The sequence below is a fragment of the Novosphingobium sp. BL-S-21 genome, from assembly GCF_055521655.1.
The window spans coordinates 2,321,490-2,337,824 of record NZ_CM145496.1; the positions used below are offsets into that span (position 1 = coordinate 2,321,490).

Annotated in this window: 13 protein-coding genes and 1 tRNA gene; 8 read left to right on the forward strand and 6 right to left on the reverse strand. The window is 65.8% G+C overall.

The window, feature by feature from the left end; translation table 11 throughout:
• Positions 1–119 precede the first annotated feature (119 nt).
• Together wecB and wecC are read left to right on the forward strand one after the other, a co-directional pair.
• Entirely contained in the window at positions 120–1,274 is a 1,155-nt protein-coding gene (gene wecB / locus ACZ1J6_RS19490) for a non-hydrolyzing UDP-N-acetylglucosamine 2-epimerase (protein WP_465127830.1), read from the forward strand.
• Complete coding sequence (wecC, locus tag ACZ1J6_RS19495) at positions 1,252–2,553, forward strand: UDP-N-acetyl-D-mannosamine dehydrogenase (RefSeq protein ID WP_132267993.1); 1,302 nt, start codon at positions 1,252–1,254, stop codon at positions 2,551–2,553. The genes wecB and wecC overlap by 23 nt, the downstream gene beginning before the upstream one ends.
• Positions 2,554–2,608: 55 nt before the next feature.
• On the opposite strand, the gene ACZ1J6_RS19500 is transcribed toward wecC, so the two are convergent.
• The 3 genes from ACZ1J6_RS19500 to ACZ1J6_RS19510 form a co-directional block, all read right to left on the reverse strand.
• Complete coding sequence (locus ACZ1J6_RS19500; RefSeq protein ID WP_132267994.1) at positions 2,609–2,830, reverse strand: hypothetical protein; 222 nt, start codon at positions 2,828–2,830, stop codon at positions 2,609–2,611.
• A 205-nt stretch (positions 2,831–3,035) separates the two neighbouring features.
• Entirely contained in the window at positions 3,036–4,415 is a 1,380-nt protein-coding gene (locus ACZ1J6_RS19505) for an L-serine ammonia-lyase (RefSeq protein WP_465127831.1), read from the reverse strand.
• 153 nt (positions 4,416–4,568) lie between these two features.
• Positions 4,569–4,985 carry a secondary thiamine-phosphate synthase enzyme YjbQ gene (locus tag ACZ1J6_RS19510; protein ID WP_134093796.1) on the reverse strand — a complete coding sequence of 139 codons (417 nt, stop codon included), beginning with the start codon at positions 4,983–4,985 and terminating at the stop codon, positions 4,569–4,571.
• A gap of 467 nt (positions 4,986–5,452) precedes the next feature.
• On the opposite strand from ACZ1J6_RS19510, the gene accD reads away from it, so the two are divergent.
• The 6 genes from accD to ACZ1J6_RS19540 all read left to right on the forward strand — a co-directional run bounded on the left by accD (position 5,453) and on the right by ACZ1J6_RS19540 (position 9,688).
• Positions 5,453–6,301 carry an acetyl-CoA carboxylase, carboxyltransferase subunit beta gene (gene accD, locus ACZ1J6_RS19515; RefSeq protein WP_132268000.1) on the forward strand — a complete coding sequence of 283 codons (849 nt, stop codon included), beginning with the start codon at positions 5,453–5,455 and terminating at the stop codon, positions 6,299–6,301.
• On the forward strand, positions 6,298–6,741 hold the full coding sequence (gene accB / locus ACZ1J6_RS19520) for an acetyl-CoA carboxylase biotin carboxyl carrier protein (RefSeq protein WP_132268001.1): 444 nt from the start codon (positions 6,298–6,300) through the stop codon (positions 6,739–6,741). Before accD ends, accB begins: the two co-directional genes overlap by 4 nt.
• Positions 6,742–6,755: 14 nt before the next feature.
• Positions 6,756–8,105: an acetyl-CoA carboxylase biotin carboxylase subunit gene (gene accC / locus ACZ1J6_RS19525; RefSeq protein WP_132268003.1), complete on the forward strand. Its 1,350-nt coding sequence runs from the start codon at positions 6,756–6,758 to the stop codon at positions 8,103–8,105.
• A 35-nt stretch (positions 8,106–8,140) separates the two neighbouring features.
• Complete coding sequence (locus ACZ1J6_RS19530) at positions 8,141–9,088, forward strand: acetyl-CoA carboxylase carboxyltransferase subunit alpha (RefSeq protein WP_132268005.1); 948 nt, start codon at positions 8,141–8,143, stop codon at positions 9,086–9,088.
• A gap of 152 nt (positions 9,089–9,240) precedes the next feature.
• A tRNA-Gly gene (locus ACZ1J6_RS19535) sits at positions 9,241–9,314 on the forward strand.
• Between the two features lie 107 nt (positions 9,315–9,421).
• The gene (locus ACZ1J6_RS19540; RefSeq protein ID WP_132268007.1) at positions 9,422–9,688 is read left to right on the forward strand and encodes a hypothetical protein; all 267 of its coding nucleotides are present in this window, start codon (positions 9,422–9,424) and stop codon (positions 9,686–9,688) included.
• 74 nt (positions 9,689–9,762) lie between these two features.
• Here the strand turns inward: ACZ1J6_RS19540 and ACZ1J6_RS19545 are convergent, their stop codons facing one another.
• From ACZ1J6_RS19545 to ACZ1J6_RS19555, 3 genes are all read right to left on the reverse strand, one after another.
• Positions 9,763–12,714: a TonB-dependent receptor plug domain-containing protein gene (locus tag ACZ1J6_RS19545; protein ID WP_465127832.1), complete on the reverse strand. Its 2,952-nt coding sequence runs from the start codon at positions 12,712–12,714 to the stop codon at positions 9,763–9,765.
• 219 nt (positions 12,715–12,933) lie between these two features.
• Entirely contained in the window at positions 12,934–14,355 is a 1,422-nt protein-coding gene (locus ACZ1J6_RS19550; RefSeq protein ID WP_465127833.1) for an aldehyde dehydrogenase family protein, read from the reverse strand.
• 94 nt (positions 14,356–14,449) lie between these two features.
• Positions 14,450–16,225 carry a thiamine pyrophosphate-binding protein gene (locus ACZ1J6_RS19555; protein ID WP_465127834.1) on the reverse strand — a complete coding sequence of 592 codons (1,776 nt, stop codon included), beginning with the start codon at positions 16,223–16,225 and terminating at the stop codon, positions 14,450–14,452.
• Positions 16,226–16,335 lie beyond the last annotated feature (110 nt).

Consider the following 16,335-nt stretch of genomic DNA (forward strand, 5'->3'; position numbering starts at 1 on the left):
GGTGATTGCCGATGGACGGGGCCGGGGCAAGCCCCCCGGCCACCTTGTCCACGCCCGGAAATGGAGCGGCGTTCGGTCTTTTAACTTCACCCTTACCCCTCCGCTGCTATGTCCGCCGCATGACCGCCCAGACCCGCATGACCCCGGCCCGTATCCTCGTCGTCTTCGGCACGCGCCCGGAAGCGATCAAGATGTTTCCCGTGATCCACGCGCTCAAGGCCGATCCGCGTTTCGAATGCGTGGTCTGCGTCTCGGCGCAGCATCGCCAGATGCTGGACCAGGTGCTGGAGATTGCCGGGATCGTGCCCGATCACGATCTCGACGTGATGCAGCCGGACCAGACGCTGGATGCGCTCACGGCGAACCTGCTGACGGGGCTGGGCAAAGTGATGGACGCGGGCAGGCCGGACCGCGTCATCGTGCAGGGCGATACGGCCACGGCGATGGCCGGGGCGCTGGCGGCCTATTACCGCAAGCTGCCGGTCGACCATGTCGAGGCCGGGCTGCGCTCGGGCAATATCTACCATCCCTGGCCCGAGGAGGTGAACCGCAAGATCATCGGCGGCATGGCCAGCCTGCACTTCGCGCCCACCGAAACGTCGCGGAACGCCCTGGTCAACGAGAACGTCGATCCCTCGCGCGTCCATGTCACGGGCAATACCGTGATCGATGCGCTGGAATGGGTGACGGCCGAAATCGCGCGCGAACCGGCGCTGGCCGCAGGGCTGGCCGATCTAGAGACGCGCTTTGCGGGCAAGCGGATCATCGGCGTCACCAGCCATCGGCGCGAGAATTTCGGAGAGGGCATGGAGCAGATCGCCCAGGCCATTCGCCGCATCGCCGAGCGGAGCGATACGGCCGTGATCTTCCCGGTCCACCTCAACCCCAATGTGCGCAAGGTCATGAACGAGCGGCTTTCCGGGCTGGACAACGTCGCCCTGATCGAGCCGCTGGACTATCCGCACTTTGCACGGCTGCTGGCGATCTCCGAGATCATGCTGACCGATTCGGGCGGCGTGCAGGAAGAAGCGCCGGCGCTGGGCAAGCCGGTGCTGGTCATGCGCGAAACCACCGAACGGCCGGAAGGCGTCGCGGCCGGCACCGCGAAGCTGGTCGGAACCTCGGCCGAGACGATCGTTACCGAAATATCAACCTTGTTGGATGATAGGGGAGCCTACGAGACCATGGCGCGCGCTCACAATCCCTTCGGAGATGGGCAGACTTCGCGCCGAATCGTGGAGCTGCTTGCGCATGAAATCGGATTCGAAGCCTGACGTCTGTGTCGTGGGTCTTGGCTATATCGGCCTTCCCACCGCTGCCGTGATCGCCCGCGCCGGGTGCAAGGTGCTTGGCCTCGACGTCTCGCAGAACGTCGTGGACACCATCAACCGCGGCGAGATTCATATCGAGGAAGTCGATCTCGATGGCCTTGTGCAAGGCGTCGTGTCGCGCGGGCTGCTTTCGGCCGCCACCGAGATCGCGCCTGCCGATGTCTTCGTGATTGCGGTGCCCACGCCGTTCGACAAGGACCACGCGCCGGACATCTCCTATGTCCTCGCCGCCGGCCGCTCGGTCGCCGCGGTGCTCAAGGCGGGGGACGTGGTGATTCTCGAATCGACGTCGCCGGTCGGCACGACCGATCAGCTGCGCGACCTGATCGCCGAGCTGCGGCCGGACCTGAAGATCCCCGGCAAGACGCGCGACATCCCGGATGTCTCGATCGCCTATTGCCCCGAGCGAGTGCTGCCCGGCCGCATCCTTGAGGAACTGACCAACAACGATCGCTCGATCGGCGGCATCACCCCGCGCTGCGCGCGCAAGGCGCTGGCGTTCTACAAGCGCTTCGTGCGCGGCGAGTGCGTGACCACCGATGCCCGATCGGCCGAGATGACCAAGCTGGTCGAGAACGCCTATCGCGACGTCAACATCGCTTTCGCCAACGAGCTGTCGATGGTGGCGGACCGCATGGGGCTGGACGTGTGGGAAGTCATCCGCCTCGCCAACCGCCATCCGCGCGTCAACATTCTGACGCCGGGACCGGGCGTGGGCGGGCACTGCATCGCCGTCGACCCCTGGTTCATCGTCCACGGTGCGCCCGAGGAAACGCCGCTGATCCGCACTGCGCGCGGCGTCAACGACCACAAGATGAGCCATGTCATCGCCAAGGCCGAAGCGCTGGTAGAGGCCAATCCCGAGGCGAAGGTCGCCTGCCTGGGGCTCGCCTTCAAGGCCAATATAGACGATTTCCGCGAGAGCCCGGCTCGCTTCGTCACGAGCCGTCTGGCCCGCAAGTTCGGCAGCCGCATCCATGTGGTGGAACCTTACGCGGCGCAGTTGCCCATCGAGTTCACCGATACGGGCGCTGTCCAGATCGACATCGACGATGCGCTGGAGACTTGCGAAATCCTGATCGTCCTGGTCGACCATGACGTGTTCCGCGTGGTGCCGCTGGCCGAGCGTGCGGAAAAGCTGGTCTACGATACGCGCGGCATCTGGCCGGACCAGCCCCGCGTCGTGCGCGAGGAAGAGGCGCGGCTGGCGTTGACGGCCTGAGGCCAGCGCCCTTCCATCACGTCCGGCCCCCGCGTGAACGAGGGCCGGGAAGGCGTCAGCGGCAGACCTTTACCTTGCGGCCGTGCTGCACGACGTAGCGGCAGGTGACCTTCTTGTGCACGGGCTTGCGGACGGCGGTTTTCTTCACCGTCGTCTTCTTCACCACGGTCTGGTGATGCGGCGTGGGATGACGCTCAGGCTGGGCCATGGCGGCACCGGCAGGAACGAGCGCGCCCAGTGCGAGGGCGGCAAGGAGAGTGGCGCCGGTCTTCGTCATTGTTGGTATCCTTCTGAAATTCAAACTTTCGCCTGACTTTTCTGGCGATCGCAGCGTCGCACCCGCCGCGCGGGAGGTGCAAAGCACGAGCGTGCCTGAAGTTGCGGTGAACATCGGAAAGGATGGGGCGTGGGAACGGGCCGGCTCGCCCCTGGTGCGCGGCCCCGTGCGAGGTCCTGAATGAAGCCGCGCGCGAGGCTTGCCGTCAGCAGGCCACCACGTTGATCGCCAGCCCGCCCTGGCTGGTTTCCTTGTACTTGCTGGACATGTCGAGCCCGGTCTGGCGCATCGTTTCGATCACCTGGTCCAGCGACACCCGCGGGGTCTCGCCCGCATGGAGCGCGAGCTTGGCGGCATTGACCGCCTTGACCGAAGCGATCGCATTGCGTTCGATGCAGGGGATCTGCACCAGACCGCCGACGGGATCGCAGGTGAGGCCGAGGTTGTGCTCCATGCCGATCTCGGCCGCCGCACAGACCTGTTCGGGCGTGCCGCCCCAAACCGCCGCCAGCCCCGCTGCCGCCATAGAGCAGGCGACGCCCACTTCGCCCTGGCAACCCATTTCGGCCCCCGAGATCGAGGCGCGCTGCTTGTAGAGCAGGCCGATCCCGGCAGCGGTGAGCAGGTAGCGGCGCGCCTTGCCGGGCACGGCCTTGCGTCCTTCGCTGCAATATTGCCGCAGAAGCGAGGGGATGATGCCGGCCGCGCCGTTGGTGGGGGCTGTGACGACCCGGCCGCCGCTGGCATTTTCCTCGTTCACCGCCATGGCGTAGAGGTTCAGCCAGTCCATCAGCGTCTCGGCCTGGTTGTCCTGCGGGCGCGAGATCAGGTTCTGGTGGATCGCGCGGGCGCGGCGGCGGACCTTGAGCGCGCCGGGCAGCAGGCCCTCGCGTTCGAGGCCGCGGTCTATGCAGGCATTCATGGCATCGGCGATGGCATCCAGCCCGGCGAGGGTCTCCGCCTCGTCACGCCGCGCGGCCTCGTTGGCCAGCATGACGCCAGCGATGTCGAGCCCGCTGGTCTCGCAGACTTCCAGAAGCTGCGCGCCCGAGCCGAAGGGCCAGGCGACCGGCGGGCCGTGCGTCACCTGATCGTCCGGCGCGGGTTGTTCCAGCTGGTGGCGGCTGGAAAAGAAGCCGCCTCCCGTCGAGAAATAGTCGTGCCGGGCCAGTTCCGCGCCGGTTTCGTCGAAAGCGGTCAGCACCATGCCATTGGGATGAAGGTCGGGAATGTGCTCGAAATCGAGCACGAGATCGGTGGCAGGATCGAAGGCGATCTCGCGCCGGCCGAGCAGCGCGATCCGGTGTGTCTTGCGCACGGCGGCGGCGGCGGCCTGGGCTTCCTCGGGTTCGGCGGTCTCGGGCTGGAAGCCGATCAGCCCCATCAGGCAGGCGTCCGGCGTGCCGTGGCCTTCGCCCGTCAGCGCCAGCGAGCCCTGCAATTCCACCAGCACCCGCGCGATCGCGGCGAATTGTCCGGCGTCATCCAGCGTCTGGAGGAACCGGGCGGCGATTCGCATCGGGCCGACCGTGTGCGAACTGGAAGGGCCAAGACCGATGCGGAAAAGGTCGAGTGCCGAGATCAAGAGAGAGACTCATGCAGGAAAAGGGGGAAGAACACGGCACAGTCTCCGAAATCCAGGTAGCCAGCGTGGATAGGCATCGCGGGGGCGGATGCAATAGCGGCGAGCGCGATCCGGGCGGAACAGTCCGCCCGGCCGCCGGGAGGGTGCATGGGATCAGGTGCCGATCAGGTGAAGCGCCAGTTCCCGCCGATGCGGCCGGCGCCGATGCTCGGCGAGGTAGATCCCCTGCCAGGTGCCCAGCGCCAGCCGGCCGCCGATCACCGGAACCGCGAGATTCACGCCGGTGAGCACGGCCTTGAGGTGCGCGGGCATGTCGTCCGGTCCCTCGTCGTCATGGGCGTAGTGTCCGCCTTCGGGCGCGACGCGGTCGAGCCATGCCATCAGGTCACCGCGCACTTCCGGCGCCGCGTTCTCCTGGATCAGCAGCGAGGCCGAGGTGTGGCGGCAGAGCATGGTCAGCAGCCCTTCGCCGATGCCGCTCTCCTGCTGCCATCGGGCTATCGTGCGGGTGATATCGGTGAGGCCCCGGCCGGGTGTCTCGAACGCGAGGATCGTGGTCGCCTGTTTCATCGCGCGCCACCCTGAACCGCTCCGCCCGCGGCATCAATCGCGTGCTGCCCGGCCGGCGCGGGGAGGGGGCGAAATGGCCAAGCCGTGTTCGAAAGGTCACGCATTTGCCGCTTGACCTATTGGTAAAGGGGTGAAAAAACCCTGTTTTCGCCGTTTCCATGGATCTTTTGAGGGGGTGCCCGATGGCCTGCCGGATTCGCGGATTTCTGCGCCTTTCACCCTCCCTCCGGCAGGGCGTGCGGCACTTTTTGCGCATACCGACGCGTTCTGGCGATTGATCAACCCATTGTCCCCGCGTATTGCCGCGCTCGGCGGCGGGCCCGACAGGCCAGCGCGGAGCACGTCGCACATAGAGATCGTTCGGTCGCAAGGGGCGCAGGAATACCAGCCCCAGGCATTGCGCCCGGTCGATCCAGCAGGCGAGCCCGGACTCACCGGGCCGCATGAGATTCACGCAAGGGTTCGTCATGAGTTGGCTTAGCAAGGTACGCAATTCCCTCGGGAGCCTGAAGAAGCGGGATACGCCCGACAACCTGTGGACCAAGTGTCGCGGGTGTGGCGAGATGCTCTTCACCAAGGAGTTCGAGGACAATCTGTCGGTCTGCCCGCGTTGCCAGTTCCATGGCCGCATCGGTGCGCAGACCCGCTTCGACCAGCTGCTCGATGCCGGTTATTCCGTGCTGCCCGCGGCCCGGGTCCCCGAGAACCCGCTGAACTTCCGCGACAGCAAGAAGTATTCCGACCGTCTCAAGGCCGCTCGCGCCGCCAATCCGTTCCCCGATGCGCTCACCAATGCGCTCGGCGCGATCGATGGCCGCAAGGTCGTGCTCGGCGTGCAGGACTTCGCCTTCATGGGCGGGTCGATGGGCATGGCCGTGGGCGAGGCCTTCGTCGAGGCCGTCGAACGCGCCATTGCCGAAGATTGCGGCTACGTGATCTGCACGGCAGCGGGCGGCGCCCGCATGCAGGAGGGCATCCTCTCGCTCATGCAGATGCCCAAGGCCACCGTGGCCATCCGCCGCCTGGCGCGGGCCGGGCTTCCCTATATCGTCGTCCTGACGGATCCCACCACCGGCGGCGTCACTGCCAGCTACGCGATGCTGGGCGACGTCCAGATCGCCGAGCCGGGCGCGCTCATCGGCTTTGCCGGCCAGCGCGTGATCCAGGACACCATCCGCGAAAAACTCCCCGACGGCTTCCAGCGCGCCGAGTACCTCCATGCCCACGGCATGGTGGACATGGTGGTCCAACGCAAGGACCTCAAAGACACGCTGGCCTCGCTGCTCGAATATCTTGAACGAAAGGAAGTTGCGTGAACATCGACAGCGCGCTGGTACGCGAGCTCGCCGAGCTCCTTGCTGAAACCGGCCTGACCGAAATCGAGGTCGAGGACGGCGAACGCAAGATCAAGGTCGTGCGTCAGGTCGCACAGCAGATCGTTGCCGCTGCCGCCCCGGCCCTGGCCGCAGCGCCGGTTGCCGCTGCTGCCGCGCCGGTCGCCGAAGCGGCTCCGGCCGCTCCGGTCGATGCGGTCAAGTCGCCCATGGTCGGCACCGTCTACCTCGCGCCCGAGCCCAGCGCGCCGAACTTCATCAGCGTCGGCCAGCAGGTCAAGGCGGGTGACGTGCTGCTGATCGTCGAGGCCATGAAGGTCATGAACCAGATCAACGCTCCCAAGAGCGGCACGATCCAGGCCATCCTCGTCGACAACCAGCAGCCGGTCGAATTCGACCAGCCGCTCGTCGTTATCGCCTGAGGACCGGACGCTTCATGAGTATCAAGCGCCTCCTGATTGCCAACCGCGGCGAGATCGCGCTGCGCATCCACCGCGCGGCGCGCGAGATGGGCATCGAGACCGTGGCGGTCCACTCGACCGCCGACGCTGACGCCATGCATGTGCGGCTGGCCGACCATGCCGTCTGCATCGGCCCGCCGGCGGCCAAGGACTCGTATCTGAACGTTGCGGCGATCATCGCCGCGGCCGAGATCACCCAGGCCGACGCGATCCATCCCGGCTATGGTTTCCTTTCCGAGAACGCCCAGTTCGCGGAGATCGTCGAGGCGCATGGTCTGGTCTGGGTCGGCCCCAAGCCTGAGCACATCCGCACGATGGGCGACAAGGTGGAAGCCAAGCGCACCGCCGGTGCGCTCGGCCTGCCGCTGGTTCCGGGCTCCGATGGTGCGATCGAGGACTTCGACGAGGCGCGCGCACTGGCCGAGACCATCGGCTATCCGGTCATCATCAAGGCCGCTTCCGGCGGCGGTGGCCGCGGCATGAAGGTCGTGAATTCGGCCGAGGAACTGGAAAGCCAGATGGGCCAGGCTCGCTCGGAGGCCAAGGCGGCCTTCGGCGACGCCACGGTCTACATGGAAAAGTACCTCGGCAACCCGCGCCACATCGAGTTTCAGGTGTTCGGCGACGGCAACGGTGCGGCCGTGCACCTTGGCGAGCGTGACTGCTCGCTCCAGCGCCGCCACCAGAAGGTGCTGGAAGAAGCGCCTTCGCCGGTCATCACCCCCGAAGAGCGCGACCGCATGGGCGGCATCGTCTCCAAGGCGATGGCCGACATGGCCTATCGCGGCGCCGGCACCATCGAGTTCCTCTGGGAAAACGGTGAGTTCTACTTCATCGAGATGAACACCCGCCTGCAGGTGGAGCATCCGGTGACCGAGGCCATCACCGGCGTCGATCTCGTGCGCGAACAGATCCGCGTTGCCGACGGCAAGCCGCTGACCTTCACGCAGGATGCCATCGAGTTCAAGGGCCACGCCATCGAGTGCCGCATCAATGCGGAAGACCCGTGGAACTTCACGCCCTCGCCCGGCCAGGTCACCAACTACCACGCGGCCGGCGGCATGAACGTGCGCGTCGATTCGGGGCTCTATTCGGGCTACCGGATTCCGCCGTACTACGATTCGATGATCGGCAAGCTGATCGTCTCCGGCCGTACCCGCCAGGGTGCGATCATGCGCCTGAAGCGCGCGCTGGAGGAAATGGTGATCGACGGGGTGAAGACCTCGATCCCGATGCACCAGGCCCTGCTCGAGGACCCCGAGTTCCAGAGCGGCGAATATACGATCAAGTGGCTGGAAGAATGGCTGGCCAAGCGCGCCGGTTGAGGCGCGCTGGACCAGGCAGGTAGACGGAAAAGAGCATGATCTCGTTCCTTGAATTCGAAAAGCCGATCGCCGCGCTCGAGGCGCGCATCGCGGAGCTGCGCACGACCGCCAGCGACAGCGACCTCGACATCGCGGGCGAGATCGCCCGGCTGGAGAAGAAGAGCGCCGGCATGCTGGCGGCGACTTACGGCAAGCTGACGCCCTGGCAGAAGACGCAAGTGGCCCGCCATCCGCAGCGGCCCCACTTCCTCGACTACCTGCGCCTCGGCTTCACCGACTTCGTTCCGCTCGCGGGCGACCGCGTCTATGGCGAGGATGCGGCGATCATCGGCGGCCTGGCCCGGCTCAATGGCCGCAAGGTCATGGTGCTCGGCCATGAAAAGGGCCACGACACGCCCAGCCGCATCAAGCACAACTTCGGCTCCGCCAAGCCAGAGGGCTATCGCAAGGCGATCCGCCTGATGGAAATGGCGGGCAAGTTCGGCCTGCCGGTCGTCACGCTGGTCGATACGGCCGGTGCATTCCCGGGCATCGAAGCCGAGGAGCGCGGCCAGGCCGAAGCGATCGCGCGTTCGATCGAGGCCTGCCTTGCGGTGCCGGTGCCGATCGTCTCGGCAATCGTGGGCGAGGGCGGTTCGGGCGGCGCCGTGGCGCTGGCCGCGGCCGACCGCGTGCTCATGCTGGAACACTCGATCTATTCGGTGATCTCGCCGGAAGGTGCCTCCTCGATCCTGTGGCGCACGCCTGACAAGGCTCCCGACGCAGCGGAGGCCATGAAGGTCACCGCCCAGGATCTGCTGTCGCTGAACGTGATCGAGCGCGTCGTTTCCGAACCCGTCGGCGGCGCTCACCGCGATGCCCCGGCCACCGCCCGGTCGCTGTTCGCCGCGATCGAAGAGGAACTGGACACGCTGGACGCACTTCCGGCCAGCGACTTGCTCGCCCGCCGCGAGGAACGCTTCCTGGCCATCGGCCGCGCGTGATTTCCAGGAAGAGGCGCCGGCCGGTGGGTCGGTGCCTCTTCCGGTCGCTCTTCCTGCAGGGAAAGGGCGGCGCCATCCCCATTGACCGTCCCGGCCCGCTGTGTCAGAGCGCGGGCTTACCGATCGCCGATGCGCTGCATCGCCGCCGATCCGCGGGTGTAGCTCAATGGTAGAGCAGCAGCTTCCCAAGCTGAATACGAGGGTTCGATTCCCTTCACCCGCTCCAAACTTCCCATTTAGATCCGATCTCGCTGCCGGATTCGGGCGTCCCGGCTGGACAAATCCGGGCGCATGGTGTGTCTGGACGGGCCTTGGGGCTATGAGGGATGCGAAATGACGCCTGTCGAACGGGGAATGCGGGCTCTGGCGGAGACGCTGGGCTACGGCGATTGGGATGCAGTGGACGCGCTTTCGCGCGACAAGCTGAAGGCCGCCGCGCGGGCGGTGCTCGAAGCGATCCGCGAGCCAGACCTGTACATGACGGAATCGGGCGCGGAAATCGTGCGTCATGTCGGCAGCAACGAGAGCGAGGAGGCTTATCGCAACGACGCTGCGAACACCTGGCGCTTCATGATCGCGGGCGCCCTGGGACAGGATTGAGCGCCGGAGGCCGGGCATGAAAAAAGGGGCCGCAGCGACGCGGCCCCTTTTTTCGTTCCTTCAAGACTCCGTGCTTAGCTGGCGCCGCCGAACAGGTCGGCCAGCTTGACCCGGGCGCCCAGGAAGAGATAGCGGCCCACCGCGCTGATCGGCGTGTTCAGGCTGCCGAGGTCGGGCTTCTGGTTGAACAGGTTGGTCACGCCGCCGTAGAGCGTGAACTGGTCGCCCACATCGTAAGTCAGGCTCAGGTCGTGCGAGAAGCGCTCTTTGAACTTGAGATATTCGGGCGCGACGATGTCCGGATTGGCGGCGATTGTCTGGCGGTCGTAGCGATAAACGGCCGAGGCGTAGTTGATCTGCCAGTCGAGGCCGAAGGCGCCGCTCTGCCAGGTGAGGTCGGCCGTGACCTGGTACTTCGGTGCGCCGGCTACATAGGCGTTGTTCACCGTGGCTGCGCCGGGGATCGGCACCGAATCCAGGCTGTGCAGGTAATTGGCCATGACCCGCGCGCCGAAGGTGCCGGCGCTCGCCGTCGGGACCGCATAGGCGAGCGCCAGGTCGAGCCCGGAAGTGCGGATCTGCGCCACGTTGAACGGGGTCAGCTGGAAGCCGGTGATATTGCCCGCGCCGGTGCCGCCGTTCTGCCGCGTGACCACGCCGCAATAGGGATTGTCGAGGCTGGCCTGATCCACGCAGAGATCGGCCAGGTTCTGGGCGGTGGTGACGTTGATCGCATTGCGGATGCGGATGTCGTACCAGTCGGCCGAGAGCGTCAGGCGCGGCAGGAAGGTGGGCTGGAGCACCACTCCTGCGGTCCAGGTCTTCGCGGTTTCCTCCTTCAGGTCGGGATTGCCGGCGCCGTAGCCGGGAATGACCTGCCCGGTTACGCCGTTGAAGCCGGAAGGGTCGGCGCCCAGCGAGGTGAGCAGGGCGCTGCAGTTCGCTGCACGGTACTGCGTACCGTTCTGCAGATAGGCGGAGCCGCAGGGATCGTTGATCGCCTGATAGGTCTGCGTGGCGCCGGTGTAGAGTTCGCTGATGTTCGGCGCGCGGACCGACTTCGAGTAGGAGCCGCGGAACGTCAGGTCCTGCACCGGGGCCCACTCGCCGCCCAGCTTCCAGGCGCCGGTCGAACCGACTGTGGAATAGTCCGAATAGCGGACGGCGCCGTTGGCGGACAGGCGATGGGCGAAGGGCATGTCCGCCAGGATCGGCAGGTTCACTTCGCCGAAGACCTCCCACACGTCGAACGCCCCGCGGGTGTCGCCCAGGGCGCTGGTGAAGGTCAGGCCCTGCGAGACGAGTTCGTCTGCCACGAACCGGCTGATTTCCTTGCGATATTCGCCGCCCAGCGCGAAGGAGATCGGACCGCCGGGAAGCTCCAGCAGGCCCTGGCTGTCGCCGGTCAGGGTGCCGCTGACGACATGCTGGGTCATCGTCGTGCGGTCGGTCGTATCGGCCATGATCCAGTCCAGCGCGGCCTGGTTCGCGGCGTTGTTCTCACCGAAGAGGTTGAGCGGCAGGCAGTCGCCCGGCGCGAAAGTCACGGGCGGGATCGGCGCGCGGTTGCGGTTGTAGGGCTGGAACGGCGTCCATCCGGCCTGGGTGTTGACGCGGCAGGTCACGCCTCCGTTACCGTCGCTCACCGCGTCGATCGCGGCGAGGTAGCGGTCGGTCAGCATGTTGTTGACGTAGCGCGATTTCACCTTGGTCTGGCCAAAGACGTAGGACAAATCGTAGCGCAAGTTGGGGCTGATCTGCCCGCGCGCGCCGACGACGCTGCGGATCGTCTCGCGCGTCACGTCCTCGCCGCGGCGGCCGAAATCGAAGTTGTCACGGTTGACGAGCACGCCGCCCATCGCCGGATCGATATAGGGCTGGACGGCCGCGGGGATATACGGGTTGTCTTGGGGGATGAAGAGGTAATAGTCGAAAGTCGGTTGCCCCAGCGAGAAGGAGCGGCTGCTGGCGTACTTGCCCTCGGCGTAGAGCGTCAGCGCACTGCTGACGTCGAAATGGGCCGAGGCGCTCACCACGTCGCGCTTGATCTGCGGCAGGAGGTCGTTTCCATAGTCGGAAACGAGCGTGCCCGAGCCGCCTTGCTGGTAGGCCGGGGCCACGAGGGTACCGTGGTCGAAGGGCTGGCCGTCGGCGCCGACGAAATCGGGCACACCGTCGAAATTGACGTCGATTCCGCCCGCGCGCGAGGTGTCGAAATAGCGGATATTCCGCATCGGCACGTAGTCGGGGATACCGTCGTCATTGGTCAGCCCGGCCTCGGTATCGGCAGGGTTGAGGTAGAAGTCGACCTTGTTTTCGCCGTCGAGATAGCGGCGCGAATGGGCGCTGAGGCGGTCTTCCTCGCCGTGCTCCCAGGCCAGGGCGAAGTTGCCACGGCCGCCGGCGAAATTGTGACCCGCGGTGAGGGCGATCAGGCGCTGGCCGGCATCGCCGTGGCCCGAAATGCCCGTCTGGACACGGGCGGTCAGGCCTTCGAAGTCCTGCTTCTGGATGAAGTTGACGACGCCGGATACCCCGTCCGCACCGTAGACGGCCGAAGCGCCGCCGGTGAGCACTTCGACGCGCTCCACCAGATCGAGCGGGATGGTGTTGATATCCACCGACTGCACGCCGGGGACCGAGGCGACCTGGCGGCGGCCGTCGATCAGCACCAGAGTGCGCTGGGTGCCGAGATTGCGCAAGTTCAGCAGGTTGAGCCCGGTGAAGCCGATGCCCGCGCGGCTCCCGCTGGTGTCATAGGACCCGACGGAGTTCTGCAGGGCCGGAATGGTCTTGAGAAAGTCGGTCAGGTTGGTCGTGCCTGATTCGAGCACGTCCTTCGCCGTTACCACGGTCACCGGATTGGGCGCGTCGGACGAGGCCTGCGCGATCCGCGATCCGGTGACGACGATCGCTTCGCCTGCGGCATCGCCGGCTTCCTGCGCCAGAATGGGCTGCGGGAAGAGCAAGGCGAGGGTCGGCACAAGCGTTCCGCCGAGAAGGACCTTGTCCTTGCGGGTCATCATTTTTCGCGTTCCTTAGACAGTCGCATCGGCCCGTCGGACCGAGAAGTGGTCAGAAGGGAACACGGCGGCGGTACGCGAAGAGATTTACGTAGCGATTAACAAGAAATGTAACGACGCATTGGCGGAATTATCACGGATGTCCGTTGTAGGATTGCAACAGTTTAATGCGGGGGCGAGTCGGAGGGCACGGCCAGGTGCCGCTCCGATCCACCGCCGCAATCAGGCCTGGTTCCAGCCAACTACCGATTTTGTTTCGAGATATTCGGCAAATCCGTGCTCGCCCCATTCGCGTCCGTTGCCGGAACGCTTGTAGCCCCCGAAGGGCGCGTGGAAGTCGAACCCGCCGTTGACCCAGATCGCCCCGGTGCGCATCCGCCGCGAAACCGCGCGCGCCGCGTCGAGGTCCTCGCCCGAAACGTAGCCGCCAAGGCCGAAGTTCGAATCGTTGGCGATGGCCACCGCGTGGTCGATATCGTCGTAACCAATGATGACGAGGACGGGGCCGAAGATTTCCTCGCGCGCGATCACCATGTCATTGGAACCGACGAACACGGTCGGGCGGACGTAGTAGCCCTTGTCGAGCCCATCGGGCTTGCCGGGACCGCCGGCGATCAGCTTGGCGCCTTCCTCCAGGCCCTTCTCGATATAGCCCTGGATGATCTCGTACTGGCTCTTGGAGACGACCGGGCCCATCGCGAAGTTGCCCTTGGGATCGCCTACGGTCACCCCGTTCGCGGCTTCGGTAGCGGCGGCGATAGCATCGTCCATGCGCGCGTTCGGCACCAACAGGCGCGAACCGGCCGAGCAGGTCTGGCCGGAATTGCCCATCATCCCGCCGGTAGCGGCGGCGACGTTGGCGGCGAGCGAGGCGTCGTCGAGGACGATCCATGCAGACTTGCCGCCGAGTTCGAGACCGACGCGCTTCACGGTATCGGCCGCGTCCTTCTGGATCTGCACGCCCACCGGCTCCGACCCGGTGAAGGAGATCATGTCCACATCCTCATGCGTGGAAAGCGCGGTGCCGATCTCGCTGCCCTTGCCCTGCACCATGTTGAACACGCCTGCCGGAACGCCCGCATCATGCAGGATTTCGGCCAGGATCTGGGCCGAGTATGGCGCCAGTTGCGGCGGCTTCAGGATCATCGTGCAGCCGGCGGCGAGCGCCGGGAAGATTTTTACGCAGGTCTGGTTCATCGGCCAGTTCCACGGCGTGATCAGGCCGCAGACGCCGATCGGCTCCTTGCGGATCAGGGTGACGCCGCGCTGTTCCTCGAACTTGAAGTCCTTCAGCACTTCGATCGCGGTGGACAGGTGGCCCTTGCCCAGCAGCGTGTGGAACCCGCAGGCGAGCGACATCGGCGCGCCCATTTCCTCGCTGACAGCCTCACCCAGTTCGGTTTCGCGCTTCAGGTATTCGGCCAGGATCGCTTCGAGCAGGTCGAGGCGTTCCTTCGCGCTCGTCTCGCCGAAAGTGGCGAAAGCGCGGCGGGCGGCGGCCACGGCCTTGTTGACATCGGCAGCCGAACCCAGCGAGATCGTGCCGGAGACTTCCTCGGTGGCCGGATTGACGACTTGTGCGGTGCGCGGAGCGATGGGATCGACCCACTGACCGTCGATGTAGAACTGGGTGTAATTGCGCATCGTTCTCTCCCGTTCCTAAAGCAAAACCGCCCCGCACTCGGATCGAGAGGGAGCGGCTTCGCTTCAGGTCTGCATTGGTTTTCCGGTGTCCGGCTTACTGCGTGCCTTCGGCGTACCAGGTGCGGAATTCCGAATAGTTCGGCATTTCTTCCGAGTTCGCGGCCGGGTCGATCGGGACGTGGATCACGGTGCAGCCGCCGCGCTCATAGGCGCGCTGGATGGCCGGGCCGATGTCTTCCGCCTTCTCGACGTATTCGCCTGCCGCGCCGAAGCCTTCGGCGATCTTGTCGAAGCGGACCTTGTCGGACCAGTGCACGCCGGTTTCCTTGGTACCCTTGCCGAAGGTGCGCTTGTAGACGCCCACTTCGAGGCCCCATTGGAAGTCGACGCCGACGATCACCACCAGCGGCAGGTTCTTGCGCACCGCCACTTCCAGTTCGCCAACATGGAACAGGAACGAGGAGTCCGACGTGATCAGCATGCCCGGGCGCTGCTTGCCCGTTTCGGCCTGGTAGGCGAGCATGGCGCCCGTCGCATAGGGCAGGCCGGTGCCGATGTGGCCGTAGTTCTGGTTCCAGATCACGTCGTGCGGCTTGGCCTGCGAATAGGTCCACTGGAAGATCACCGTGGCGCCGCCGTCGCGGATCAGGATGCCGTCCTTCGGGAAGGCCTTGGTCGCTTCGGTGACGAACTGGCTGGTGTGCATCTTCGCGGTGGAGCCATCGGGCTTGCCGGCGGCTTCCTCGGCCAGTTCGACAAGCTGGTCAGCATCGCGCTGGATATATTCGGCCAGCGACGCTGCAGCCTTGCGCGGCGTGTCCTTGAGAGCGCGGACAAGCTGCGGCACCACGGCGCGCACGTCGCCCACCAGCGGCACGTCAATCGGGCGGTTGACGCCGATCGCGGTCGGGTCCTGCTGGACGTAGATCCACTTGCGGTTGGCTTCGTTGTCCACCCAGTGACGCCAGCGGCCATAGTGGCTGGGCTCGCCCAGTTCGGTGGCGAGTGCCACGCAGCAATCGCTTTCGACCACGGCGTCGATCGACGCTTCCGAGAAGCCATAGGGGAAGGTGCGGTCCTCAAGCCCCTCGATGAAGGAGGTGCCGCCCGAGGTCTGGATGACCGGGCACTGCATCAGTTCGGCCAGTTCCTTGACCGAGGCGCCGGCCTTGGCGGTGTAGACGCCGTGGCCCACCAGCAGCACCGGATTCTTGGCATTGCGGATGATCTCGGCCGCTTCGGCAATGCGGTCGCCGTCGGCGCCCTGCATGGTCAGGCGATAGCGGTGCGGCGGCAGCACCGGCGGCAGGTCCAGCTCTTCCAGAATGACGTGCGCGGGATACTCGATATAGGCCGGCCCCGGCGTGCCCGACATGGCGACGCGGATGGCTTCGCGCACGATCTCGTCGGTCTGGTCGGCATATTCGATCGAGCTGGAGAACTTCACCGAATCCTCGATCATCGGCTCCTGCCGCACGAACTGGATACGACCGCGACGCACGCGGCGCTCGGTGATGCGGGCGCGCTGGCCGCCCATGAAGATCACCGGATCGTTCTCGACCTTGGCGCACTGGATGGCGGGCATCATGTTCGCCATGCCCGGCCCGAGCGTACCGATGCAGAGTGCGGGCTTGCCGGTGATGCGGGCGGCGGCGGCGGCCATGTGGCCGGCGGACGCTTCGTGGTGCGGCGAAACGACGGTCCAGCCACGCGATTCGGCTTCGAGGAACAAGTGGACGAAGTTGGGATCGGGAATGCCGAACAGGGTCTTGATGCCCTCAGCCTCGAACAGGTCGAGAATGCGCTTGAAAACCGGGGTGCCCTTGCGTGCCGAAACAGGCGCTTCGGCCTGGGGTTGATCGTCGTACATCGTCTTGCCTTCCTCTCGATCCGTTTTCTGCCCGCGATGCGGGGGGAATCAGGTTGCCGTTCTTTTTCCCAAGGCACGGCTTGAACATGTGGTTAGCCCAAGCCTCGGGA

Bases quoted from the DNA above. Each gene is read 5' to 3' on its own strand.
- wecB (WP_465127830.1), top strand. From the start codon at position 120: ATGACCGCCCAGACCCGCATGACCCCGGCCCGTATCCTCGTCGTCTTC.
- wecC (WP_132267993.1), top strand. From the start codon at position 1,252: ATGAAATCGGATTCGAAGCCTGACGTCTGTGTCGTGGGTCTTGGCTAT.
- ACZ1J6_RS19500 (WP_132267994.1), bottom strand. From the start codon at position 2,830: ATGACGAAGACCGGCGCCACTCTCCTTGCCGCCCTCGCACTGGGCGCG.
- ACZ1J6_RS19510 (WP_134093796.1), bottom strand. From the start codon at position 4,985: ATGAAACAGGCGACCACGATCCTCGCGTTCGAGACACCCGGCCGGGGC.
- accD (WP_132268000.1), top strand. From the start codon at position 5,453: ATGAGTTGGCTTAGCAAGGTACGCAATTCCCTCGGGAGCCTGAAGAAG.
- accC (WP_132268003.1), top strand. From the start codon at position 6,756: ATGAGTATCAAGCGCCTCCTGATTGCCAACCGCGGCGAGATCGCGCTG.
- ACZ1J6_RS19530 (WP_132268005.1), top strand. From the start codon at position 8,141: ATGATCTCGTTCCTTGAATTCGAAAAGCCGATCGCCGCGCTCGAGGCG.
- ACZ1J6_RS19540 (WP_132268007.1), top strand. From the start codon at position 9,422: ATGACGCCTGTCGAACGGGGAATGCGGGCTCTGGCGGAGACGCTGGGC.
- ACZ1J6_RS19545 (WP_465127832.1), bottom strand. From the start codon at position 12,714: ATGATGACCCGCAAGGACAAGGTCCTTCTCGGCGGAACGCTTGTGCCG.
- ACZ1J6_RS19550 (WP_465127833.1), bottom strand. From the start codon at position 14,355: ATGCGCAATTACACCCAGTTCTACATCGACGGTCAGTGGGTCGATCCC.
- ACZ1J6_RS19555 (WP_465127834.1), bottom strand. From the start codon at position 16,225: ATGTACGACGATCAACCCCAGGCCGAAGCGCCTGTTTCGGCACGCAAG.